Raw genomic sequence first — 19711 nt, 5'->3', positions numbered from 1 at the left:
TTTGATGAAACTTTTTATAGTAAATTTGCCTGTTTTATATATCTAAAGATATAACTTTTTTTTATTCTGATAAAAACATAACGCTTGAAAGATACCACAACGATTATTACAAATGCAAAAAACACCATTTTAGCCGAAAGCAAAGCTATTGCTAACTTAGCTAATTATGTGGATGCTACCTTTGAAAACGCTGTAAAATATATTTATAATTTTAAAGGTAGAGTAATTATTACTGGTGTAGGTAAAAGTGCAAATATTGCTACAAAAATTGTAGCTACTTTTAATTCTACAGGTACACCTGCTATTTTTATGCATGCTGCTGATGCTATTCATGGAGATTTAGGTAACGTGTTAAAAGACGATGTAGTTATCTGTATTTCTAAGAGTGGCAATACACCAGAAATTAAAGTCTTGGTTCCTTTAATTAAAAATTACGGCAACAAAATAATAGCAATTACCGGAAATATAGATTCCTTTTTAGGCAAAAATGCAGATTTTGCATTAAATACTTTTGTAGAAAAAGAAGCTTGTCCAAATAATTTAGCGCCAACAACAAGCACAACAGCTCAATTAGTAATGGGTGATGCTCTAGCAATTTGTTTGTTACAATTAAAAGGATTTACCAGTAAAGATTTTGCAAAATATCATCCTGGAGGTGCTTTAGGTAAGCGCCTGTATTTGCGTGTGTCTGACTTGATTAAAAACAATGAACTACCTCAAGTTACTAGAAAAGACACTATAGCTCAAGTAATTATAGAAATGTCTGAGAAACGTTTAGGTGTTACTGCTGTTGTAGAAAACAATAAAATTTTAGGCATAATTACTGATGGTGATATTAGAAGAATGCTAAGTAAAACAACTAAAATTGATGATTATGTAGCTGAAGATATTATGAGTAAAAACCCCAAAACAATTCATCAAGATGCAATGGCTATTGATGCATTAGATGCTTTAGAAGAAAAAGAGTATTACACAAATTTTAGCAATTGACAGTGCAAATAATTATACAGGAGTTGTACATTTACACGATTTAATTAAAGAAGGAATTTTTTAATGGCTACACAACAAAAAGAAATGTCTTTTTTAGGGCATTTAGAAGAATTAAGATGGCATTTGGTAAGGAGTGCTGCTGCTATTTTTATTTTGGCAATTACCTTTTTTATATTTGCAGAAGAGGTTTATACCCATTTTCTATTAGCACACACCAGTCCCGATTTTATAACTTACCAATTATTTTGTGATTTTTTTAATTTATTTGGAATGGAAAGTGATTTTTGCTCTATAAATATTGGTGAAAAAAAATTACAAAGTATTAAGGTTACCTCGCAATTAATGAACTCTATTTGGTCTTCTTTAATTTTAGGCCTAATTGTTGCTTTCCCCTATTTACTTTGGGAAATTTGGCGATTTGTGTCACCAGGTTTAACAGAAAAAGAAATAAAAAAATCGAGAGGCTTTATTTTTATAGCTTCGCTTTTATTTTTTATTGGTGTTTTATTTAGTTTTTATGTCATTGCACCAGTTTCTATAAATTTCTTATACAACTATCAAATTACAGAAACCATTGAAAATAGCTTTACACTAGAATCTCACATTGGACTGGTTACCAACATGTTATTAGGTGTTTCTATTTTATTTGAATTACCAGTTTTAATTTATTTCTTAGCAAAAATAGGATTAATTACACCTGAGTTTTTACAACGATACAGAAAACACGCATTGGTTGTGGTATTAGTTTTAGCGGCTATTATTACACCACCAGATGTTGCTAGCCAAGTTATTGTTGCAATACCTATATTAATTTTATACGAAATCGGAATTATTGTTGCACGAAGAGTTATCAAAAAACAAGAAAAGAATGCCTACAAAAGTTAAAGAATTTAATGATTATCGTTCTAAAATGAACGAAAAAATTTTAGCTTCAGATAATAAAGTTATCAAACGAATTTTTAATTTAGATACCAATGCATTTGCAGCAGGTCATCTTCCTGTAAAAACAAAAGAGCTTTTAGGTTTAGTAGCCTCTGCTGTGTTAAGGTGTGATGATTGTGTACAGTATCATTTAGAAGCTGCCATGAAAAACGGTGTTACCAAAGCAGAAATGATGGAAACCATGTCTATAGCTAATTTAATTGGGGGTACAATTGTAATTCCGCATTTAAGAAAAGCTGTGGAATATTGGGAACTTTTAGAAGAAGAAGAAGAAGAAGTGTAACTTTTTAATTGTTTAATTGTTTTAATGTTTATGAATGCTTTAAGATTCATAATATATATACTTTATTACCTTTACACTAAATCAACATTTTAACGTTTCTACCATTAAACGATTACACCTATTAAATAATATGATTTTAAAAGCAAATAACATTCAAAAAATATACGGAAGCAGAAAAGTGGTAAAAGGCATTTCTTTACAAGTTGAACAAGGCGAAATTATTGGGCTTTTAGGGCCAAATGGAGCTGGTAAAACAACCTCTTTCTACATGATTGTTGGAATGATAAAGCCAAATGAAGGTCATATTTATTTAAATGATGAAGAAATTACCAATGATGCCATGTACAAACGTGCCCAAAAAGGAATTGGGTATTTGGCACAAGAGGCATCTGTTTTTAGAAAGTTATCTGTTGAAGACAATATTATGTCTGTTTTACAATTTACCAACTTAACTAAAAAAGAACAAAAAATAAAATTAGAGTCTTTAATTGAAGAATTTAATATTGGACATGTTCGTAAAAACAGAGGCGATTTATTATCAGGTGGTGAAAGACGTAGAACAGAAATTGCTCGTTGTTTGGCTTCTGACCCTAACTTTATTTTGTTAGATGAGCCTTTTGCAGGTGTAGACCCTATTGCTGTAGAGGATATTCAAAGTATTGTTGCTCAATTGAAAAATAAAAATATCGGTATTTTGATAACCGATCATGATGTGCAAGCTACATTAGCCATAACAGATAAAACGTACTTAATGTACAATGGTAGTATTTTAAAAGAAGGTACTCCAGAAGAATTAGCTGCTGATGAAATGGTGCGTAAAGTGTATTTAGGAAAAGATTTTGAATTGAAAAAAAAGAAGATTTTTCAGTAACCTATTTATCATCAGAAAAAGCCATTATTTATAAAAACAACCAATGTGCCAAAGAATTCCTGAAGGATCGTGCAAAAAGAATTCTTTTCCCCAATCATTATCAACAATCTCAGATAGCTTTACTTTCGGATACTTTTCAGTTAATTTTTTACTTTTCAATACCGCTAAATAATCTTCAACGTTTTCAACTTCTAAAAATAGCATAGTATTAGCTACCCAATCTTTTACATAGGCGTTTTGTAAATAAAACCCTAAGGTATCATCAACTTTAAAAAAAGACATATTTGGTGATAATTGTAGCTCAAAAAAATCTAAAGTAATATAGAATCGTCTAGATTCTTCAAAATCTTTAGCTCCTATAAAGGTTCTTATCGATTTACAATTTGACATATTTATTCATTCATTTCATTAATAGCTACAGAAAAATGAAAACTAGCGCCTTTTTTAAGATCATCTCTATTTTTAGTATAAACAATACCTCCTAAACGTTTAATGATTGATTGTACTGTGGCTAAACCAATACCTGTATTTTCATTATTGGTATTTTCTAAAGTCTCAAACATATTGAATACTTTTTTCCAATATTCTTCTTTAATACCTGGTCCATTATCTTTATAAATAAAATAATAATGTGTCTCATCTTTAGAAAACTCGACCTCAAGTTTTACTTTATCTTCATCACAAAACTTCCTAGAATTTGAGATAAGATTTTGAAAAACTTGTACAAAACCAATTTTAGAACTTCTAATGTTGATATCAAGATTGTTAGAATATAAAAATATCTTATCTTCAAAATCAATATTTTTAATGATACTATCTAAAAGTGTTTTTAAATTAAAATCTTCATAAACAATATGTTCTGTATTTACTTTTGTGTACTCTAAAATTTCATCAATTAAAGTACTCATATAACTCATTCTGCCAGAAATAAGGCTAATGTATTCTTCTGCTCCAGTTTTTTCAAATAAAGATTTGTAATCTTCTTTTAAAACTTCAACCAAAAAATTAACACCACTTACTGGCGATTTTAAATCGTGCGTTAACCTATAAGCAAAATTGTTAAGTTGTTCATTAAGTTTTGTAACCTTGTCATTAACTTTATTAAGCTCTTGGTTTCTTTTACGCAATTCTAACAAACTAACAGTTTGTTTGGCTAATAATTTTAAAGCTTCTTGTTGCGTTTTGGTTAGTTTTTTAGGTTTATTATCAATAACACATAAGGTGCCTATTGCATGCCCCTCTGAAGTGTTTAAAGGTGCCCCTGCATAAAAAATAACATTAGGGTTACCTGTAGTTAATGGGTTATCATGAAAGCGATCGTCTTTTGTAGCATCATTAACAATAAATAAATCATCTGGTTGTAAAATACTATGTGCGCAAAATGCCAATTCTCTATGAGTTTGTTTGGCTGCCAAACCATGGTTAGACTTAAACCACTGTCTTTCTTTATCAACTAAAGAAATTAATGCTATTGGAGTATTACAAATACCAGAAGCAATTTTGGTAATTGCATCATATTCTTCTTCTGGTAATGTATCAAGAATTTTATATTCTTTTAAGGCGCTTAACCTTTCATCTTCATTTTTAGGCAGATCAGCTGGCTTCATTATTATTAAATTTTGGGGGTTAAATTTTTTACTGTTGATAAAACCACGTAAAAGATAATAATTATTGGAATAGCTAAGTAATTTATTAACAAAATTAACACTAAAGAAAACGTTAAAAACAAATAAATTAGCCAATTTTTTTTAAAACTGTAATCTTTAAGTTTTAAAGAAAATAAGTTAATTTCAGCATTCATTAAGAAACTTAAAATCCAAGTTAGTGCAATTAAAAAGTAATTATTACCAATTAAACTCTGTACAAAAACAAAATCTGTATTTGCTTGTATTAAAGGTAAAGAAACCACAAATAAACTCATTGCTGGCGTTGGCAAACCTATAAAAAAATCAGTCTGTCTAGTATCTAAATTAAACTTTCCTAATCTATAACAAGCGCCTAACGTTATTATTAATCCAATTAATGAATAGCCTAAAACTGTATTATCAAAAACACCATCAATCGTATTATTTTCTACAAATTCTGCTTTATTAAAAAGGTTTATTTGCATTAATTTAACCATAATAATACCTGGCACAAGACCACTTGTAACCATATCTGCCAAAGAATCGAGTTGTTTTCCTAACTCACCTGCTACATTTAACAAACGTGCAGCAAACCCATCAAAAAAATCGAGTATTATACCTATTACAACAAACAATGCTGCGCCTATAAAATCTGCTTGAACTGCTAAAATTGCTGCTATTGATCCACATAAAAGATTACCAAGTGTTAAGAGGTTAGGGATTTGTTTTACAAAATTCATTTCTTTAGATAGTTTTAACGACAAAAATAAGCAATCCAACTTGTCTAGTTTTCCATATTGTAATTTTTTTTATCATATTTGTGTTCAATATTTTATAATTATGCCACTATTTGAGTCTAATTTTTTGCCAACAATTCCTTTTAGAAATGGTCATTTTAATACCATGTATAGACCACTTTTTATGAAGGATACAGCAAACTATACAAGAAAAAGAATTACGACTTGGGATCATGACTTTATTGATTTAGATTTTTCTTTTGTTGGCTCTAAAACACTTGTTTTATTAATTCATGGTTTAGAAGGAAGTTCGGAATCTAAATATATGGCATCTAATACCAACCATTTAAACAGCTTAGGTGTAGATACTGTTTGTTTTAATTTAAGAGGTTGTAGTGGTGAAGATAATTTACTTTTAACTACCTACCATAGTGGAAAAACAGAAGATGTAGATTTTGTGGTTAATTATCTTTTAAACCACTATAACTACAACAGTATTGTTATTGTAGGGTTTAGTTTGGGTGGTAATTTAACCTTAAAATATTTAGGCGAACAAAGTGCCCATATTTCACCAATTGTAAAAGGAGGAATTGCAGCATCTGTACCTATAGATATTGGTTCTGCAGAATTAGAAATGGACAAAATAAAGAACAAATTGTATATGGAAATGTTTTTTAAAACAATGAAAAACAAAATTTTAGAAAAAGCTCATAAATTTCCAACATACAATTTAGATAAAGACAAATTATTTAAGGCCACAAAATTTAGACACCTAGAAAAGATTTATACTGCACCTGTTTTTGGGTTTGAAAGCCCAGAAGATTATTGGGAAAAAGCAAGCTCTAAACCTTTTTTATCAAAAATAAAAAGACCAACTTTATTAGTAAATGCAAAAGATGATACTTTTCTATCAAAAGAATGTTATCCTTATAAAGAAGCAGAAAACTCAGATTTTTTCTTTTTTGAAGAAACAAAATATGGAGGTCATTGTGGGTTTATGTCTTCTTTTAAACCAGAAGAAAATAGATGGTTAGAACATCGAATTTCTCGTTTTATCAAAGAAAGTATTCAGATTGATTTTTAATAAACAATATCTATTAAAAACTACAGTTATTTTAGTAGGTTTTAAGATATTTGTTACACGTAAATTATTCCGCTTTTGAAGTACAGAATTTTATCATTTCTTTTCCTATTTCCGCTCTTTTTAAATGCTCAAGTGTTTAGAAATTATTCTAACGAATTTTTAAATATTGGGGTTGATGCTGCTGCTTTAGGAATGAGCAAAGCTGTTGTAGCCACAGCCAACAATGTAAATGCAACGTATTGGAATCCTGCTGGTTTAGTGGGTATAGAAGACGTACAAGGTTCTTTAATGCACGCCTCTTATTTTGCAGGTATTGCCAATTACAATCACGCTGCTTTTGCTATGCCTATTGACAATCAAAGTGCTTTAGGAATTTCTGTAATTCGTTTTGGTGTAGATGATATTTTAAACACTACAGAGTTAATTGATAGTGAAGGAAATATAGATTTTAACAGAATTAGTTTGTTTTCTGCTGCAGATTATGCTTTTAATATTGCTTATGCTAGAAATTTAATATTTAAGGATGTAAAATTTGGTGTAAATGCCAAAATAGTGCGTAGAATTATAGGCGAATTTGCTACTTCTTGGGGATTTGGTTTTGATGTTGGGATTCAATTTGAAAGAAACGATTGGAAATTTGGAATAATGGCTAGAGACATTACCACAACGTTTAATAGTTGGGCAATTAATGAAGATGAGTTTGAGAAAATTAGAAACGCAATTCCTGGTCAAAATCAAGAGTTACCAGAAACTACAGAACTTACAAAACCAAAATTACAATTAGGTATTGCCAAAGAGTTTAGAATTAGCCGTTATTTTAATTTAATGTCTGAAGTTGATTTGAATGTACGTTTTGAACAGACTAACGATATTTTTTCGTCTAAAGTAGGTAGTATAGACCCTGCATTGGGTTTCCAGTTAGATTATGACAGGTTGGTGTATTTGCGTTTAGGGGTTGGTAATTTTCAATACATTACTCAATTTGATGATGGAAAATCTTTATCAATTCAGCCTAATTTTGGAGTGGGTTTCAATTACAAAGGCATTCAAGTTGATTATGCTTTAACCAATATTGGTAGTGTGGGTAATGCCCTATTTTCTAATATTTTTTCGGTTACTTTTGATTACAGTTTCTTTAGACCCTAATGTGTATGAAAAACAGTGTTCTTTTTTTTCTCTTTTTTTTAGTATTGATAAAACCTTTACAAGCACAAGTTCAACTTTCTACTACTGCAGAAGTAAGTATTGTTACTGCTGGTCCTGGTACAGAATTGTATGAAGCCTTTGGGCATTCTGCGATTAGAATTAAAGATCCTGTTTTACAAGTAGATTTGATTTATAATTATGGAATGTTTGACTTTAATGCGCCCAATTTTTACGGCAATTTTACCAAAGGAAAACTACTTTATAAATTAGCCAGATACGATTTTAAGTATTTTTTGGCCAGCTATAAAAGAGACAAACGTTGGGTAAAACAACAAGTATTGAATCTGAATCAAAAACAAAAACAAGCTTTTTTTAGATATTTAGAAACAAATGCTTTACCCAAAAATGCCACCTATTTTTACGATCCGTATTTTAACAATTGTGCTACAAAACTAAGAGACATCACAAAAGCTATTTTGGGCAATCAACTTAGTTTTAGAGATGATAACATTGAAAAAGAATGCTCATTTAGACAATTGATGGATAAAGAAATCCCTTGGAATACTTGGGGAAGCTTTGGTATAAATTTGGCCTTGGGTAACAAACTTGATCAAGTAGCCCTTATTAAAGATTATATGTATTTGCCTGATTATGTATATACTATTTTTAAAGAAAGTACCGTTTATTTAGACAATCAACCTGAAAAATTGGTTAAAAGAGAAGATATTTTACTTGACTTTAAAGAGTTAGAACAAAACATACTTTTTTTAAATCCAATGCTAATTTTTAGTTTAATTGCTTTACTAGGTATTTTTATCACTTATAAAGATTTTAAAAAGAAAAAAAGAACCAAATTATTGGATTTTCTTCTTCTTTTGATCTCAGGAATTATAGGTGTTTTAATTGTTTTTTTATGGTTTTTTACCAATCATTCTACAACACCAAATAATTTTAACTTTTTATGGGCGTTTGCCCCCAACATTTTTATAGCTTTTTTAATGTTGAAAAAAGTTGAAAAAAAATGGGTAAGTGCTTACATTCAATTTTTAGGTGGATTGATATTGTTAATCCCAATTTTATGGGTATTTGGTGTACAATCTTTTCCTATTGCAACAATACCTTTGTTAATTTTATTTGGTGTAAGATACCTTTTTCTATCACTAAAACTGAATGCAATAACGTAAACAATGTTAGAAATTATTCCTTTTGAAGATCAATACGCACCATACTTTTATGATTTAAATGTAGCATGGTTAAAGAAATATTTTTATGTTGAACCTTATGATGAAAAAGTGTTAAGCAACCCAAAAAAATATGTTATTGCACCAGGTGGATTTATCTTTTTTGCTAAATTTAAAGATCAAATTGTGGGTGTTGTTTCTTTCATTAACCAAGAAACTTTTTTTGAGCTGAGTAAAATGGCTGTAGCTCCCCAATATCAGGGTTTAAAAATTGGTCAAAAATTAATGGATTTTTGTATTGATTTTGCAAAAGAAAAAGGCTGGAACAGTATTACCTTATATTCTCATAGAAGCTTAGCATCTGCAATACAGCTGTATAAAAAAGTTGGTTTTAAAGAAATTGAATTAGAAAAAGATTCGCACTACGAACGCTCTGATATAAAAATGTTATTACAACTTTAAATCAACTAAAAAAAGATTGTTAATAAAGGTATTATTTTAGATTCATAATTTTTATGCGTACTATTTATTTACAAAAAGGCTATCTAAAAACATTAGATTGCTTTTATGATAGCCTTTTTACTTGTAAGTTTTACAAACCGCTTATAAAATTGCCATAAGGATCTTTAAATTGTGTGCCTTCTGCAAACCTGAATTTGCTTAATTTTTTAAACTCAACCATGCCCCATAATAAAAATTCTTTCACAAAGTAAGCATCCTCTGTATTCATATTGGGTTGGTGTTCCTGTAAAAATTTTTCTAAGGGTGCTATTTTGTCTAATTCATTTTTATATTCAGCATCAGTAAAATCTTCTAACAATTCAAAGTCATCATCTGCATTAAAAAACCAAGACACAATTTCATCATAAGGAGATTCATCACTTTGCTTTTCTAATTTTTTAATTTCTGGAAAATAGGTTGGGAATAACGACTTTATTGCTTTTTTAATTAAATTTTCGGCAACTACTTGTGCCCCTTCTTGTTCGCCTTCATAAACCAGCTCTACTTTTCCTGTAATTGCAGGAATAATTCCATCAAAATCACTCAAACGAATCATAGTTTGATCATCACCAGATAATAAGGCGCGTCTTTCTGCAGTGCTTAATAAATTTTCAAAAGCAGAAATACTTAGTCGCGCACTAACACCACTTTTTGCATCAATATACTCGCTTTCTCTAGCTTCAAAAACAATTTGTTCTAACAAGTCTTTTGCCAATTCAGGCACTTGTATAAATTCTTTCTGAATATTTTTTGCTTCTTGTTGGGTTATTATTTTAGCAGTTTCAATATCGCTAGGATAATGCGTTAAAATCTGCGAACCAATTCTGTCTTTTAAAGGCGTTACAATACTTCCACGATTGGTATAATCTTCTGGATTTGCAGTAAATACAAACTGCATATCTAAAGGCAATCGTAATTTAAATCCGCGTATTTGAATATCTCCTTCTTGCAAAATATTAAACAAAGCTACTTGAATTCGTGCTTGTAAATCTGGCAATTCATTAATTACAAAAATACATCTGTTTGCTCTTGGAATCATTCCATAATGTATCACTCTATCATCAGCATAACTCAATTTTAAATTGGCTGCTTTTATGGGGTCAACATCACCAATAATGTCGGCTACAGTTACATCTGGTGTTGCCAATTTTTCTGCAAAACGCTCTTCTCTGTGTAACCAAAAAATAGGAGTATCATCTCCTTTTTCTTTAATGGTTTCAATAGCAAATCTAGATATTGGATTGAGTGGATCATCATTTATTTCTGATCCTTCTACAACAGGTATATATTCATCCAATAAATTTACCATCAATCTTGCCAAACGTGTTTTTGCTTGCCCTCGTAAACCTAATAAATTGATGTTGTGTTTACTTAAAATTGCTCGTTCTAACTCAGGAATAACTGTATTTTCATATCCGTGAACACCTTTAAAAACCGTTTCTTTACTCATCATTTTACTGATTAAGTTTTCACGCAATTCGTCTTTAATCGACTTTGACTGATATCCTGATTTTTTTAATTCTCCTAGTGTTTTTATGTTCATAATGCCTTTCTCTAACTCTTTATCCTATCCCTAACCCTTTCCAAAGGAAAGGGAACTTGGGCTATTATTATTAACTATCTTTATTATTTTATTACTAAATATTATTTTATCAAACTTAAACTTGCTCATTTCTTCCCTTTGGGAAGATGCCTGAAAGGCAGATGGGATTTCTACCCTCTAACCCTCTTCTTTCTATTCGTTTCATAATCCTCAAAAATCATTTCACCCAAACCTTTTAAGCCTGTATAAAATGCTTTACCTTGATTGGCTTGCGTAAATGCTCTTACAAATTGCATTAAATAAGGGTCTTGAGCAATCATAAAAGTAGTAATTGGAATGTGTAATTTTCTAGCTTGTTGCGCCATTCCATAACATTTATTTACAATATATTTATCCAATCCATTACTGTTTTTATAATATTGTCCATCAGGCATTCGTAAACAACTTGGTTTACCATCAGTAATCATAAAAATTTGTTTATTCGTGTTTTTCTTTCTGCGTAACAAATCCATTGCCAAGTTTAAACCAGCAACCGTATTTGTATGATAAGGCCCAACTTGTAAATAGGGCAAATCTTTAATTTTGATGGTCCAAGCATCATTACCAAAAACCAAAATGTCTAGCGTATCTTTTGGGTAACGCGTAGTAATTAACTCAGCCAAAGCCATGGCTACTTTTTTAGCAGGTGTAATTCTATCTTCGCCATACAAAATCATAGAGTGGCTGATATCAATCATCAAAACCGTACTCATTTGGCTTTTGTGCAAGGTTTCTTCAACTACCAAGTCGTTTTCAGACAGCGTAAAATCACCAATTCCATTGTTAATTTGAGCATTTCTAATGCTTTCTGTCATCGAAACTTTATCCAAATTATCCCCAAACTGATAGGCTCTAAAATCGCCTGTATGCTCATCACCTACTCCAGGAGATTTGCTTTTATGATTCCCTGAACCTGTTCTTTTAATTTTGCCGAAAATCTGGTTTAAAGCTTGTTGACGAATGGCTCTTTCTGTTTTTGGCGTAATTTTAGTACCCCCAATTCCGTCAGCATCAATTTCTTCTTTAATGTACCCTTTCTTTTTTAAATCTTCTACAAAATCATCAATCGTATATTCAGCAGTGGTAAGGTTATATTCTTTATCCAAAGAACGTAGCCAGTCTATGGCTTCATCAAAATCTCCAGAAGTATGCGTAATTAACTCTTTAAAAATTTCAAAAAGTTTCTCAAAAGGAGATTGATTTTTGGCTTCATAGGTTTTAAAAATAAACCCTTTTCTTTTCTTATTGTTTTTCATTAGTATAAAAATACGGCTTTAAAAGGTGAGTTTATAAAAATTAACATTGCTTTAGTATATTCTAAGATAAGGTCGATTTATAAAACGTTTATCTTTGAAATATGGCAAAAATTCTAATTACAGGAGGTACAGGTTTGGTAGGATCTAAACTTACTAAACTTTTGATTGATAAAAATCATGAGGTGGTTATTTTAAGTAGAAACCCTAAAAATAGTAATGCATTTAAGTGGGATGTTTCTAAAAATTATATTGATGAAAAAGCGTTTGATAATGTTGCCTATATTATTCATTTAGCAGGCGCAGGTATTGCTGATGAACGTTGGTCTGAAAAAAGAAAAAAAATAATTATTGATAGTAGAGTGGCCACTGCAAATTTACTTTATGAAAAAGTTAAGGCACTAAAAATAAATTTAAAAGGCTTTATTTCTGCCTCTGGAAGTGGTTACTATGGAGCAGTTACTCGCGACACAATTTTTACAGAAACTGATAAACCTGGTGATGATTTTTTAGGCGAAGTTTGTGTACAATGGGAAAATGCTGCACATCAATTTAAAAAATTAGATGTACCTGTTACTATTTTAAGAACTGGAGTTGTTTTGTCTAAAAATGGAGGGGCTTTAGAAAAAATGCGAACACCTATTGTATCGCCTTTAGGCTCTGGTAAACAATATATGCCTTGGATACATATTGATGATTTGTGCGAAATGTACCTTAAAGCAATTGATGATGACTTTACAGGTATTTTTAACGCGGTTTCTACAGAACACCACACAAGTAAATCATTCTCTAAAATTTTAGCAAAAAGCATTAATAGGCCTTACGTAGGTATTCCTGTACCAAGTTTTATGCTAAAACTACTTTTTGGAGATATGGCTATAATTCTGTTAGAAGGCAGTAGAATTTCGGCAAAAAAAATCGAAAAGAATGGGTATTCTTTTCGATTTAAAACGCTTAAAAAAGCATTAAATAACTTATGATAGATTAAAAAGTTGAAGTGATATTCAATGCAACTTCGCTCCAAGTTTTAGATATTCCATCTCCACCTGTATGTAAAGCTTCACAAACTTTGTTTAAAGAAGCTAATGCTGCGCCTGCATTCCAATTATTTACATCTATAGTTGCTTTCATATTAAAAGTTTTGTCTACAATAGTGTAGGTAAATGGTACATCTTTAGTTTGTCCGTTCATGGTTATTTTTGCAGTTCCATTGGTATCGTCATTCAACATTAATTTACCCGACAACAATTTAGTACTGTCCATAACACCAAAGAAAAACTTTCTAATTTTATAATCTCTACTAGAATCTTTAGTTGCTAAGCTACTTACTGGTATCGAAAATTCGGTATTGTTAATAGCTTCTTTAACAGAGTTTCCTTCTCCTCCAGAAAGAACGTCTATTTTTTTAAATGCACCACCAACACCAATTTTTTCTGTGGTTTTGTAAGCGGTAAAATTAATATCGTTTTGAGCGTTTAAAACCGCAAACGGAGCTGTACTTTTTTTAACTTCCTCTTTTACTGGTGTTTCTTTAACAACCTCTTTTTTTGCTTCAGATTTACAAGCTGTAAAATTAAATGCAGCTGCTATAAATAATAATGTAATGATACTTCGTTTTTTCATGAGTTTTGTTTTTATTGTTTTAAAATTGTGTTTGCTAATTTTATGTATTCTTTTTTGGCATCATCTGCAGACATGCCATTGAGCTGTATCCAAGCATTTAACTTAAATGCACTTCTTACATCTAAATTACTATTAAATGAAAAATTATTTCCATAACTCGCTTGTTTGTAATACGCATACAACTTAAGCATAACATCTGGTGCTACTGCTTTTCTTAATTCAGATATTTTGTTAAAGGTAACTTTAAACTTTTCATCTAAATTATTGAAATCATCACTATTTTTCTGCAATAACTTGGACACCACCTTTAACTTTATCTCCTAAATTTACTTTAATATCTGTACCTAATGGCAAATACACATCAACCCTAGAACCAAATTTTATAAAACCTGCATCTGTACCTTGAACTACTGTATCACCTACTTTTGCGTAGTTGACAATTCGTTTGGCTAAAGCACCTGCAATTTGTCTATATAAAATCTCGCCAACGGTTTTATTTTTAATAACAACCGTTGTTCTTTCGTTTTCGGTAGATGCTTTTGGATGCCAAGCTACCAAATACTTTCCTGGATGGTATTTACTGTATTTAATAGAACCACTCATAGCATATCTTGTAACATGTACATTTATGGGCGACATAAAAATAGAAACCTGTATTCTTTTATCTTTGAAATATTCAGGTTCTTCTACCTCTTCTATAACCACTACTTTGCCATCTACAGGTGCTATAATGCTAGCATCATTTAAAGCAGTTACCCTTTTAGGATTTCTAAAGAATTGTAGTACAATAACTAAAAGTGCAATAGCTACTATTTGAATGGTTTTAACCAACCAAATAATATCTATAAGCTTTTCTGCTAATAAAATTAGTGCTAAAACTATAATCAAGGTAATTGCTATAATTTTGTAGCCTTCTTTATGAAATCGAATCATAATTAAATAATAAAGTTTATATACAAATATACAAAGGGTGCAGCAAACAACAAACTATCTAACCTGTCTAAAATACCACCATGTCCTGGCATAATATTTCCGCTATCTTTTATGTTGGCTTGACGCTTAAATTTAGATTCCACCAAATCTCCTAAAGTACCTACTATAGATACGATAACAGCAATTACCAACCAGTTTAAAAGCGAAAAGTCTGTATTATATTTACTGATAAACAAACCTGCTAATAAAGAAAAAATTAGTCCTCCTAAAAGTCCTTCAATGGTTTTTTTGGGTGAAACTGAAGGAAATAATTTATTTTTTCCAAAGTTTTTTCCTACTAAAAAAGCGAAAGAATCATTTACCCATATAATAGACAAAATACTAATCATTAAATACGGATGAAAACCACCTTGATAAAAGGGCAATAAAATTAAAAAACACATTGAAAAAATTACATATCGAATAGCAACGCCTAATTTAGATCTTTGATTTAATAGTTTAATCTCTGCATTAGTAAAAAGCTGATACAATAAAGATAAAGACGAAAGTATATTAATAGCCAATACAATAGTTGTTGCAGAGCTTTCTTGCCTTTTCATCAATAAAAACAACAAAAATGGAAAAAAGATATAGGCTGCATAATTTTTTAAATCGGCCATATTAGCAAACTCCCAAATACATAAAAACCCAAATATTGTTATTAGAACGACATAAGATTCTTTAGCATATAGTATCGCAGAAATAAAAATTAAGATGTAAACAATTCCTGAAAAACTTCTTTTAAGAAGGTTGCGCATATTATAAATCTTCTAAGAGCAGCAAATATAAGTTTTTTGAGTTATTGTTTCCGTAGTTTAAAAAATTATCATCATTTTTATCAATACTATAATTTTTAATTGAAGAGATGTTTGTAGGCAAACTATTTTTACTATTTGTTTTAATACCTGTTAAACCTTGACCTGTATCTTTAACCAATTGACTTGTAGTAGCCAACACAATAAAATTGTTAGGAAATTCTTTTAAACAAGTACTTTGTAATTGATTAGACGAAAACATAATATCACCTTTATCTGCAATTAAATGCTCACAATTGGTAAAAATTGGTGTTTCATCTGTATAGTTATCTACAGATTTAACTTGGTTTGGATTGAATAGTAGATTCAGATTATGATCTAATACATAAATCTCTTTCCAATTGTTCTCAACAATTATTTTATTTAGGTTTAGAATAACTTCTTCATCGTTTTCACAATACAAGAACTTCCCTCCTTTTTCTACAAAATTATGCACAAAAAGATCATCAAGAGATAAATTTACTTCTTGCTTTTGAATGTATTCATCTTCTTTTGTGGGTATGTTAAAAAGTTTTTTTAAAAAATTCATTTAAAACTATTCTTCAGAAACATTGTCTACTGATGGAATGTCTTCTTCTTTAACAACTTTAGCCTCTTCTATTACTTCAGATTCAAAAGGTCTTTTTCCAAAAATCTTCATTAAATCGTCTTTAAAAATCACCTCTTTTTCTAATAACAACTCTGCTAAAACAGTTAATTTTTCTTTATTATCAGAAAGTAATTGTATGGCACGTTGATATTGAATTTCTATCATTTTAGAAATTTCTTTATCAATTTTCTTCCCTGTTTCTTCACTATAAGGTTTTACAAAGGCATCATTTCCTGAAGAATCATAATAAGTAATATTACCTACTTCGTCATTTAAACCATAAACTGTAACCATAGCTCTTGCTTGTTTGGTTACTTTCTCTAAATCGCTTAATGCTCCTGTAGAAATCTTATTAAAAATAATTTTTTCTGCAGCTCTACCTCCTAAAGTAGCACACATTTCATCTAACATTTGCTCTGTTTGCACAATTAAACGTTCTGCTGGTAAATACCAAGCTGCGCCTAAAGATTGTCCTCTAGGTACAATAGTTACTTTTACTAAAGGTGCAGCATGCTCTAACATCCAACTTACAGTAGCATGACCTGCTTCATGAAACGCAATTACTTCTTTTTCTTTAGGTGTAATTACTTTCTTTTTCTTTTCTAAACCACCAACAATTCTATCAACAGCATCTAAAAAGTCTTGGTGATGAATTGATTTTTTACTTGTTCTAGCTGCAATTAAAGCAGCTTCATTACACATATTTGCAATATCTGCGCCAGAAAAACCTGGTGTTTGCTGCGCTAAGAACTCCACATTAACATCATCTGCAATTTTTAACGGTTTTATATGTACTTCAAAAATTTCTTGTCTTTCTCTAATGTCTGGCAAATCAACATAAATCTGACGATCAAAACGTCCTGCACGCATTAAAGCTTTGTCTAAAACATCTGCTCGGTTTGTTGCAGCAATTACAATAACATTTGTATCTGTACCAAAACCATCCATTTCTGTTAATAATTGGTTTAAGGTATTTTCTCTTTCATCATTACCCCCTGTCATACTGTTTTTTCCACGCGCTCTACCAATGGCATCAATCTCATCAATAAAAATGATAGATGGTGATTTTTGTGCTGCTTGCTTAAATAAATCACGTACTCTAGAGGCACCAACCCCTACAAACATTTCTACAAAATCTGAACCTGATAAAGAGAAAAATGGTACTCCTGCTTCTCCAGCAACAGCTTTTGCTAATAAGGTTTTACCTGTTCCTGGAGGGCCTACTAATAAAGCACCTTTTGGAATTTTACCCCCTAATGAGGTATATTTTTCTGGACTTTTTAAGAAATCTACAATTTCTTGTACTTCTTCTTTGGCGCCTTCTAAACCTGCAACATTTTCAAACGTTGTTTTTACTTTAGTATCCTTATCAAATAATTTTGCTTTAGATTTACCAATACTAAATATTTGCCCTCCTGCACCAGAACCACCTCCTGCTCCAGACATTCTTCTCATAAAAAATAACCAAATTGCTATTAAAATAATAAAAGGTAAAAAACCAAGAATTGCATCAAAAATGCTAGTTCTTTCTCTATTATCAATATCTACAATAAGCTCATTTTGCTCTTTTGCCTCAATTACACTTTGTTCAAAAGTTCTTAAATCGCCAAAATTGTATTCATACACTGCAGAACCGGGTCTGTAAAACGTTGAGCCCGTGAATTTTTTATGTTTCGATTTTTTTAAGGCATCTTGCGTTAAATAAATTTGCGCAATGTCCTTATTTAAGATGACAATTTCTTTAATGTCATTATCTTTTAAAATTTCGTCGAATTTATTTTTAGAAATACTTTTTGATGCCAAATCGCCACTGCTAAAAAACTGAACAGCAATAATTGCAATTAAAATGGCTCCATAAATCCAATAAGCATTGAATTTAAATTTTGGTAAATTGGTTTTATTATCTTTATTTGAATCACTCATGTGTTATAAATCAATAGGTTAAACAGGATTAATTTCGGTGATTTTTGCATCACCCCAAAGGCTTTCTATATCATAAAAATCTCTAACATGCTTTTGGAAAATATGTACTACCACATTTACGTAGTCCATTAAAACCCATTCAGAGTTGGTTTGCCCTTCTATGTGCCAAGGTTTATCTTTAATTTCCTTACTTACTACTTTTTGAACGGAACCTGAAATTGCATTTACTTGTGTATTAGAAGTACCTGAGCAGATGATAAAATAATCACAGACTGTATTTTCTATTTCTCGTAAATCTAGGAGTTGAATATCTTCTCCTTTAACATCATCAATTCCTTTAATAATTACAGCGATTAATTCGTCTGTGCTTACTTGCTTTTTTGTCATTAACGTATTCTCTAATTTGCGTGCAAAGTTATTGTTTTTTTGCGAGTTTTTTACGTAATTTTGAACTACTTTACACAATATTTAACACTTGAAAATAATCAAACTTAATGCCATTGATTCTACAAGTTCTTTTTTAAAAGAATTATCTAAGAATTCTAAGATAGAAAATTATACTGTGGTTACTGCTAATGAACAGACAAAAGGCCGAGGCCAACAAACCAATACTTGGGTTTCTGAACCCAATAAAAACCTTACACTGAGTGTGTTTATTGCTGATTTAAAGTTAAAAATAAGCGATCAAAAATACTTGAATTTTGCGGTTAGTTTGGCTGTTTTTGACCTACTTTCTAATTTAAAAATAAACGGTTTACGCATTAAATGGCCAAACGACATTATGTCAGTAAATCAAAAAATATGTGGCATTTTAATAGAAAACGCAATTAGAAACAACCAAATTCAATCTTCAATAATTGGTATTGGCTTAAATGTAAATCAAGTTGTATTTCCTACTTTTTTAAAACATGCCTCTTCATTAAAATTACTAACCAACAAAGATTATAATCTTGAGGTTTTATTAGAAGATTTACTCGGTTGCCTAAAAAAACGAATAGCACTTTTACACAACAATGCCTATCTGCCATTAGAAACTAATTATTTAAATGTACTCTATAAAAAAAATAGCCCAACTATGTTTAAAGATAGTCAGGCACATTTGTTTATGGGTAAAATTATCGGAATTTCTTCTTTAGGAAATCTTTTAATTGAGTTAGAAAATGAAACCGTTAAAGAATTCGGAATTAAAGAGGTTTCTTTGGCTTAAACAGTTTCTAAATTATCGGTTAAAGTTTCAATAAAACTAGTTAATGGTTTTTTTACCATCATTGCCATCATGGCATTAAACTTTCCATTAAAATCAAGTTGCACTTCTGATGATTCTTCGTCTATTTCTTGAATATCAGCCACCAACTGAAAATCTAGTTTACTACTTGCTGCCCCTAAAGTTACGTTTGAGTAAGCTGTTTTTTCTTTTAAAACCAATCTAATTTCGGGCATTCCTTTTAATCCGAAGATAAATGAATCTCCATCAACCTCAAATTTTTGAATAGATGCTGGCATTAATTGCTCAAAGTTTTTTAAATCTGATAAAAACTCAAAGGTTTCTTTTTGAGATTTTTCTACCACTACTCTATTGCCTTGTATATTCATT

At 30.4% G+C, this 19711-nt stretch carries 22 protein-coding genes and 1 pseudogene; 10 read left to right on the top strand and 13 right to left on the bottom strand.

The genetic code is table 11. The annotated features are described in order from the left end of the window. Positions 1 to 84 precede the first annotated feature (84 nt). The 4 genes and pseudogenes from SJY27_RS01345 (at position 85) to lptB (ending at position 3086) form a co-directional block, all read left to right on the top strand. Positions 85 to 1054, top strand: a pseudogene (locus SJY27_RS01345) (SIS domain-containing protein). Beyond that, positions 1054 to 1875 carry a twin-arginine translocase subunit TatC gene (tatC, locus tag SJY27_RS01340; RefSeq protein WP_397446450.1) on the top strand — a complete coding sequence of 274 codons (822 nt, stop codon included), beginning with the start codon at positions 1054 to 1056 and terminating at the stop codon, positions 1873 to 1875. The pseudogene SJY27_RS01345 and the gene tatC overlap by 1 nt, the downstream one beginning before the upstream one ends. Then, on the top strand, positions 1859 to 2215 hold the full coding sequence (locus SJY27_RS01335) for a carboxymuconolactone decarboxylase family protein (RefSeq protein WP_397446449.1): 357 nt from the start codon (positions 1859 to 1861) through the stop codon (positions 2213 to 2215). Before tatC ends, SJY27_RS01335 begins: the two co-directional genes overlap by 17 nt. 130 nt (positions 2216 to 2345) lie before the next feature. After that, positions 2346 to 3086 carry an LPS export ABC transporter ATP-binding protein gene (gene lptB / locus SJY27_RS01330; RefSeq protein ID WP_397446448.1) on the top strand — a complete coding sequence of 247 codons (741 nt, stop codon included), beginning with the start codon at positions 2346 to 2348 and terminating at the stop codon, positions 3084 to 3086. 24 nt (positions 3087 to 3110) lie between these two features. Here the strand turns inward: lptB and SJY27_RS01325 are convergent, their stop codons facing one another. From SJY27_RS01325 to SJY27_RS01315, 3 genes are read right to left on the bottom strand one after another with little or no spacing between them, the layout of a single operon-like run. Continuing rightward, positions 3111 to 3476: a glyoxalase gene (locus SJY27_RS01325; RefSeq protein WP_397446447.1), complete on the bottom strand. Its 366-nt coding sequence runs from the start codon at positions 3474 to 3476 to the stop codon at positions 3111 to 3113. 2 nt (positions 3477 to 3478) lie between these two features. Continuing rightward, on the bottom strand, positions 3479 to 4693 hold the full coding sequence (locus tag SJY27_RS01320; RefSeq protein ID WP_397446446.1) for an ATP-binding protein: 1215 nt from the start codon (positions 4691 to 4693) through the stop codon (positions 3479 to 3481). 5 nt (positions 4694 to 4698) lie between these two features. Beyond that, the gene (locus tag SJY27_RS01315; protein WP_397446445.1) at positions 4699 to 5451 is read right to left on the bottom strand and encodes a CDP-alcohol phosphatidyltransferase family protein; all 753 of its coding nucleotides are present in this window, start codon (positions 5449 to 5451) and stop codon (positions 4699 to 4701) included. A 100-nt stretch (positions 5452 to 5551) separates the two neighbouring features. On the opposite strand from SJY27_RS01315, the gene SJY27_RS01310 reads away from it, so the two are divergent. The 4 genes from SJY27_RS01310 to SJY27_RS01295 all read left to right on the top strand — a co-directional run bounded on the left by SJY27_RS01310 (position 5552) and on the right by SJY27_RS01295 (position 9321). Beyond that, entirely contained in the window at positions 5552 to 6532 is a 981-nt protein-coding gene (locus SJY27_RS01310) for a YheT family hydrolase (protein ID WP_397446444.1), read from the top strand. Positions 6533 to 6607: 75 nt separating this feature from the next. Beyond that, positions 6608 to 7678 carry a PorV/PorQ family protein gene (locus tag SJY27_RS01305; protein WP_397446443.1) on the top strand — a complete coding sequence of 357 codons (1071 nt, stop codon included), beginning with the start codon at positions 6608 to 6610 and terminating at the stop codon, positions 7676 to 7678. A 5-nt stretch (positions 7679 to 7683) separates the two neighbouring features. After that, complete coding sequence (locus SJY27_RS01300) at positions 7684 to 8862, top strand: DUF4105 domain-containing protein (protein WP_397446442.1); 1179 nt, start codon at positions 7684 to 7686, stop codon at positions 8860 to 8862. Positions 8863 to 8865: 3 nt separating this feature from the next. Then, positions 8866 to 9321 carry a GNAT family N-acetyltransferase gene (locus SJY27_RS01295; RefSeq protein ID WP_397446441.1) on the top strand — a complete coding sequence of 152 codons (456 nt, stop codon included), beginning with the start codon at positions 8866 to 8868 and terminating at the stop codon, positions 9319 to 9321. A gap of 130 nt (positions 9322 to 9451) precedes the next feature. Here SJY27_RS01295 and SJY27_RS01290 read toward each other — a convergent pair whose 3' ends face one another. Together SJY27_RS01290 and SJY27_RS01285 are read right to left on the bottom strand one after the other, a co-directional pair. Further along, positions 9452 to 10903, bottom strand: coding sequence for a magnesium chelatase (locus SJY27_RS01290; RefSeq protein WP_397446440.1), 1452 nt, complete (start codon positions 10901 to 10903; stop codon positions 9452 to 9454). A gap of 170 nt (positions 10904 to 11073) precedes the next feature. Then, positions 11074 to 12198 (bottom strand): VWA domain-containing protein, encoded by a 1125-nt coding sequence (locus tag SJY27_RS01285; RefSeq protein WP_397446439.1) that lies wholly within the window; start codon positions 12196 to 12198, stop codon positions 11074 to 11076. Between the two features lie 101 nt (positions 12199 to 12299). Here SJY27_RS01285 and SJY27_RS01280 point away from each other — a divergent pair, with 101 nt between their 5' ends. After that, on the top strand, positions 12300 to 13175 hold the full coding sequence (locus tag SJY27_RS01280) for a TIGR01777 family oxidoreductase (protein WP_397446438.1): 876 nt from the start codon (positions 12300 to 12302) through the stop codon (positions 13173 to 13175). 4 nt (positions 13176 to 13179) lie between these two features. On the opposite strand, the gene SJY27_RS01275 is transcribed toward SJY27_RS01280, so the two are convergent. Genes SJY27_RS01275 through rsfS form a run of 7 tightly spaced genes read right to left on the bottom strand, consistent with a single transcriptional unit; the run spans position 13180 to position 18504 of the window. Continuing rightward, on the bottom strand, positions 13180 to 13818 hold the full coding sequence (locus SJY27_RS01275) for a YceI family protein (protein ID WP_397446437.1): 639 nt from the start codon (positions 13816 to 13818) through the stop codon (positions 13180 to 13182). An 11-nt stretch (positions 13819 to 13829) separates the two neighbouring features. After that, positions 13830 to 14108 carry an acyl-CoA-binding protein gene (locus SJY27_RS01270; RefSeq protein ID WP_397446436.1) on the bottom strand — a complete coding sequence of 93 codons (279 nt, stop codon included), beginning with the start codon at positions 14106 to 14108 and terminating at the stop codon, positions 13830 to 13832. Then, on the bottom strand, positions 14095 to 14751 hold the full coding sequence (locus tag SJY27_RS01265; RefSeq protein ID WP_397446435.1) for a phosphatidylserine decarboxylase family protein: 657 nt from the start codon (positions 14749 to 14751) through the stop codon (positions 14095 to 14097). The genes SJY27_RS01270 and SJY27_RS01265 overlap by 14 nt, the downstream gene beginning before the upstream one ends. Positions 14752 to 14753: 2 nt before the next feature. Then, on the bottom strand, positions 14754 to 15548 hold the full coding sequence (locus SJY27_RS01260) for a phosphatidate cytidylyltransferase (RefSeq protein ID WP_397446434.1): 795 nt from the start codon (positions 15546 to 15548) through the stop codon (positions 14754 to 14756). Position 15549: 1 nt separating this feature from the next. After that, positions 15550 to 16134, bottom strand: coding sequence for an LUD domain-containing protein (locus SJY27_RS01255; protein WP_397446433.1), 585 nt, complete (start codon positions 16132 to 16134; stop codon positions 15550 to 15552). Between the two features lie 6 nt (positions 16135 to 16140). Then, positions 16141 to 18117 (bottom strand): ATP-dependent zinc metalloprotease FtsH, encoded by a 1977-nt coding sequence (gene ftsH, locus SJY27_RS01250; protein ID WP_397446432.1) that lies wholly within the window; start codon positions 18115 to 18117, stop codon positions 16141 to 16143. An 18-nt stretch (positions 18118 to 18135) separates the two neighbouring features. Further along, a complete protein-coding gene (gene rsfS / locus SJY27_RS01245) occupies positions 18136 to 18504 on the bottom strand; it encodes a ribosome silencing factor (RefSeq protein WP_397446431.1) in 369 nt (122 codons plus the stop codon). An 88-nt stretch (positions 18505 to 18592) separates the two neighbouring features. Between rsfS and SJY27_RS01240 the strand changes: the two genes are divergently transcribed. Beyond that, positions 18593 to 19324, top strand: a complete 732-nt coding sequence (locus SJY27_RS01240; RefSeq protein WP_397446430.1) for a biotin--[acetyl-CoA-carboxylase] ligase — start codon at positions 18593 to 18595, stop codon at positions 19322 to 19324. Here SJY27_RS01240 and SJY27_RS01235 read toward each other — a convergent pair. After that, complete coding sequence (locus SJY27_RS01235) at positions 19321 to 19710, bottom strand: SRPBCC family protein (protein WP_397446429.1); 390 nt, start codon at positions 19708 to 19710, stop codon at positions 19321 to 19323. The two genes, SJY27_RS01240 and SJY27_RS01235, sit on opposite strands and share 4 nt — an antisense overlap. Position 19711 lies beyond the last annotated feature (1 nt).

This window comes from Polaribacter sp. R77954 (assembly GCF_044595335.1).
In the GTDB taxonomy this organism is placed as follows: Bacteria; Bacteroidota; Bacteroidia; order Flavobacteriales; family Flavobacteriaceae; genus Polaribacter.
The sequence above is the reverse complement of the archived record's forward strand: the minus strand, read 5'-3'. Positions and strand labels throughout refer to the sequence as shown.

Excerpts from the sequence above, each read along its gene's own strand:
- tatC (WP_397446450.1), top strand. The coding sequence starts at position 1,054 with ATGGCTACACAACAAAAAGAAATGTCTTTTTTAGGGCATTTAGAAGAA.
- SJY27_RS01335 (WP_397446449.1), top strand. The coding sequence starts at position 1,859 with ATGCCTACAAAAGTTAAAGAATTTAATGATTATCGTTCTAAAATGAAC.
- lptB (WP_397446448.1), top strand. The coding sequence starts at position 2,346 with ATGATTTTAAAAGCAAATAACATTCAAAAAATATACGGAAGCAGAAAA.
- SJY27_RS01325 (WP_397446447.1), bottom strand. The coding sequence starts at position 3,476 with ATGTCAAATTGTAAATCGATAAGAACCTTTATAGGAGCTAAAGATTTT.
- SJY27_RS01320 (WP_397446446.1), bottom strand. The coding sequence starts at position 4,693 with ATGAAGCCAGCTGATCTGCCTAAAAATGAAGATGAAAGGTTAAGCGCC.
- SJY27_RS01315 (WP_397446445.1), bottom strand. The coding sequence starts at position 5,451 with ATGAATTTTGTAAAACAAATCCCTAACCTCTTAACACTTGGTAATCTT.
- SJY27_RS01310 (WP_397446444.1), top strand. The coding sequence starts at position 5,552 with ATGCCACTATTTGAGTCTAATTTTTTGCCAACAATTCCTTTTAGAAAT.
- SJY27_RS01300 (WP_397446442.1), top strand. The coding sequence starts at position 7,684 with ATGAAAAACAGTGTTCTTTTTTTTCTCTTTTTTTTAGTATTGATAAAA.
- SJY27_RS01295 (WP_397446441.1), top strand. The coding sequence starts at position 8,866 with ATGTTAGAAATTATTCCTTTTGAAGATCAATACGCACCATACTTTTAT.
- SJY27_RS01290 (WP_397446440.1), bottom strand. The coding sequence starts at position 10,903 with ATGAACATAAAAACACTAGGAGAATTAAAAAAATCAGGATATCAGTCA.
- SJY27_RS01285 (WP_397446439.1), bottom strand. The coding sequence starts at position 12,198 with ATGAAAAACAATAAGAAAAGAAAAGGGTTTATTTTTAAAACCTATGAA.
- SJY27_RS01280 (WP_397446438.1), top strand. The coding sequence starts at position 12,300 with ATGGCAAAAATTCTAATTACAGGAGGTACAGGTTTGGTAGGATCTAAA.
- SJY27_RS01275 (WP_397446437.1), bottom strand. The coding sequence starts at position 13,818 with ATGAAAAAACGAAGTATCATTACATTATTATTTATAGCAGCTGCATTT.
- SJY27_RS01265 (WP_397446435.1), bottom strand. The coding sequence starts at position 14,751 with ATGATTCGATTTCATAAAGAAGGCTACAAAATTATAGCAATTACCTTG.
- SJY27_RS01260 (WP_397446434.1), bottom strand. The coding sequence starts at position 15,548 with ATGCGCAACCTTCTTAAAAGAAGTTTTTCAGGAATTGTTTACATCTTA.
- SJY27_RS01255 (WP_397446433.1), bottom strand. The coding sequence starts at position 16,134 with ATGAATTTTTTAAAAAAACTTTTTAACATACCCACAAAAGAAGATGAA.
- ftsH (WP_397446432.1), bottom strand. The coding sequence starts at position 18,117 with ATGAGTGATTCAAATAAAGATAATAAAACCAATTTACCAAAATTTAAA.
- rsfS (WP_397446431.1), bottom strand. The coding sequence starts at position 18,504 with ATGACAAAAAAGCAAGTAAGCACAGACGAATTAATCGCTGTAATTATT.
- SJY27_RS01235 (WP_397446429.1), bottom strand. The coding sequence starts at position 19,710 with ATGAATATACAAGGCAATAGAGTAGTGGTAGAAAAATCTCAAAAAGAA.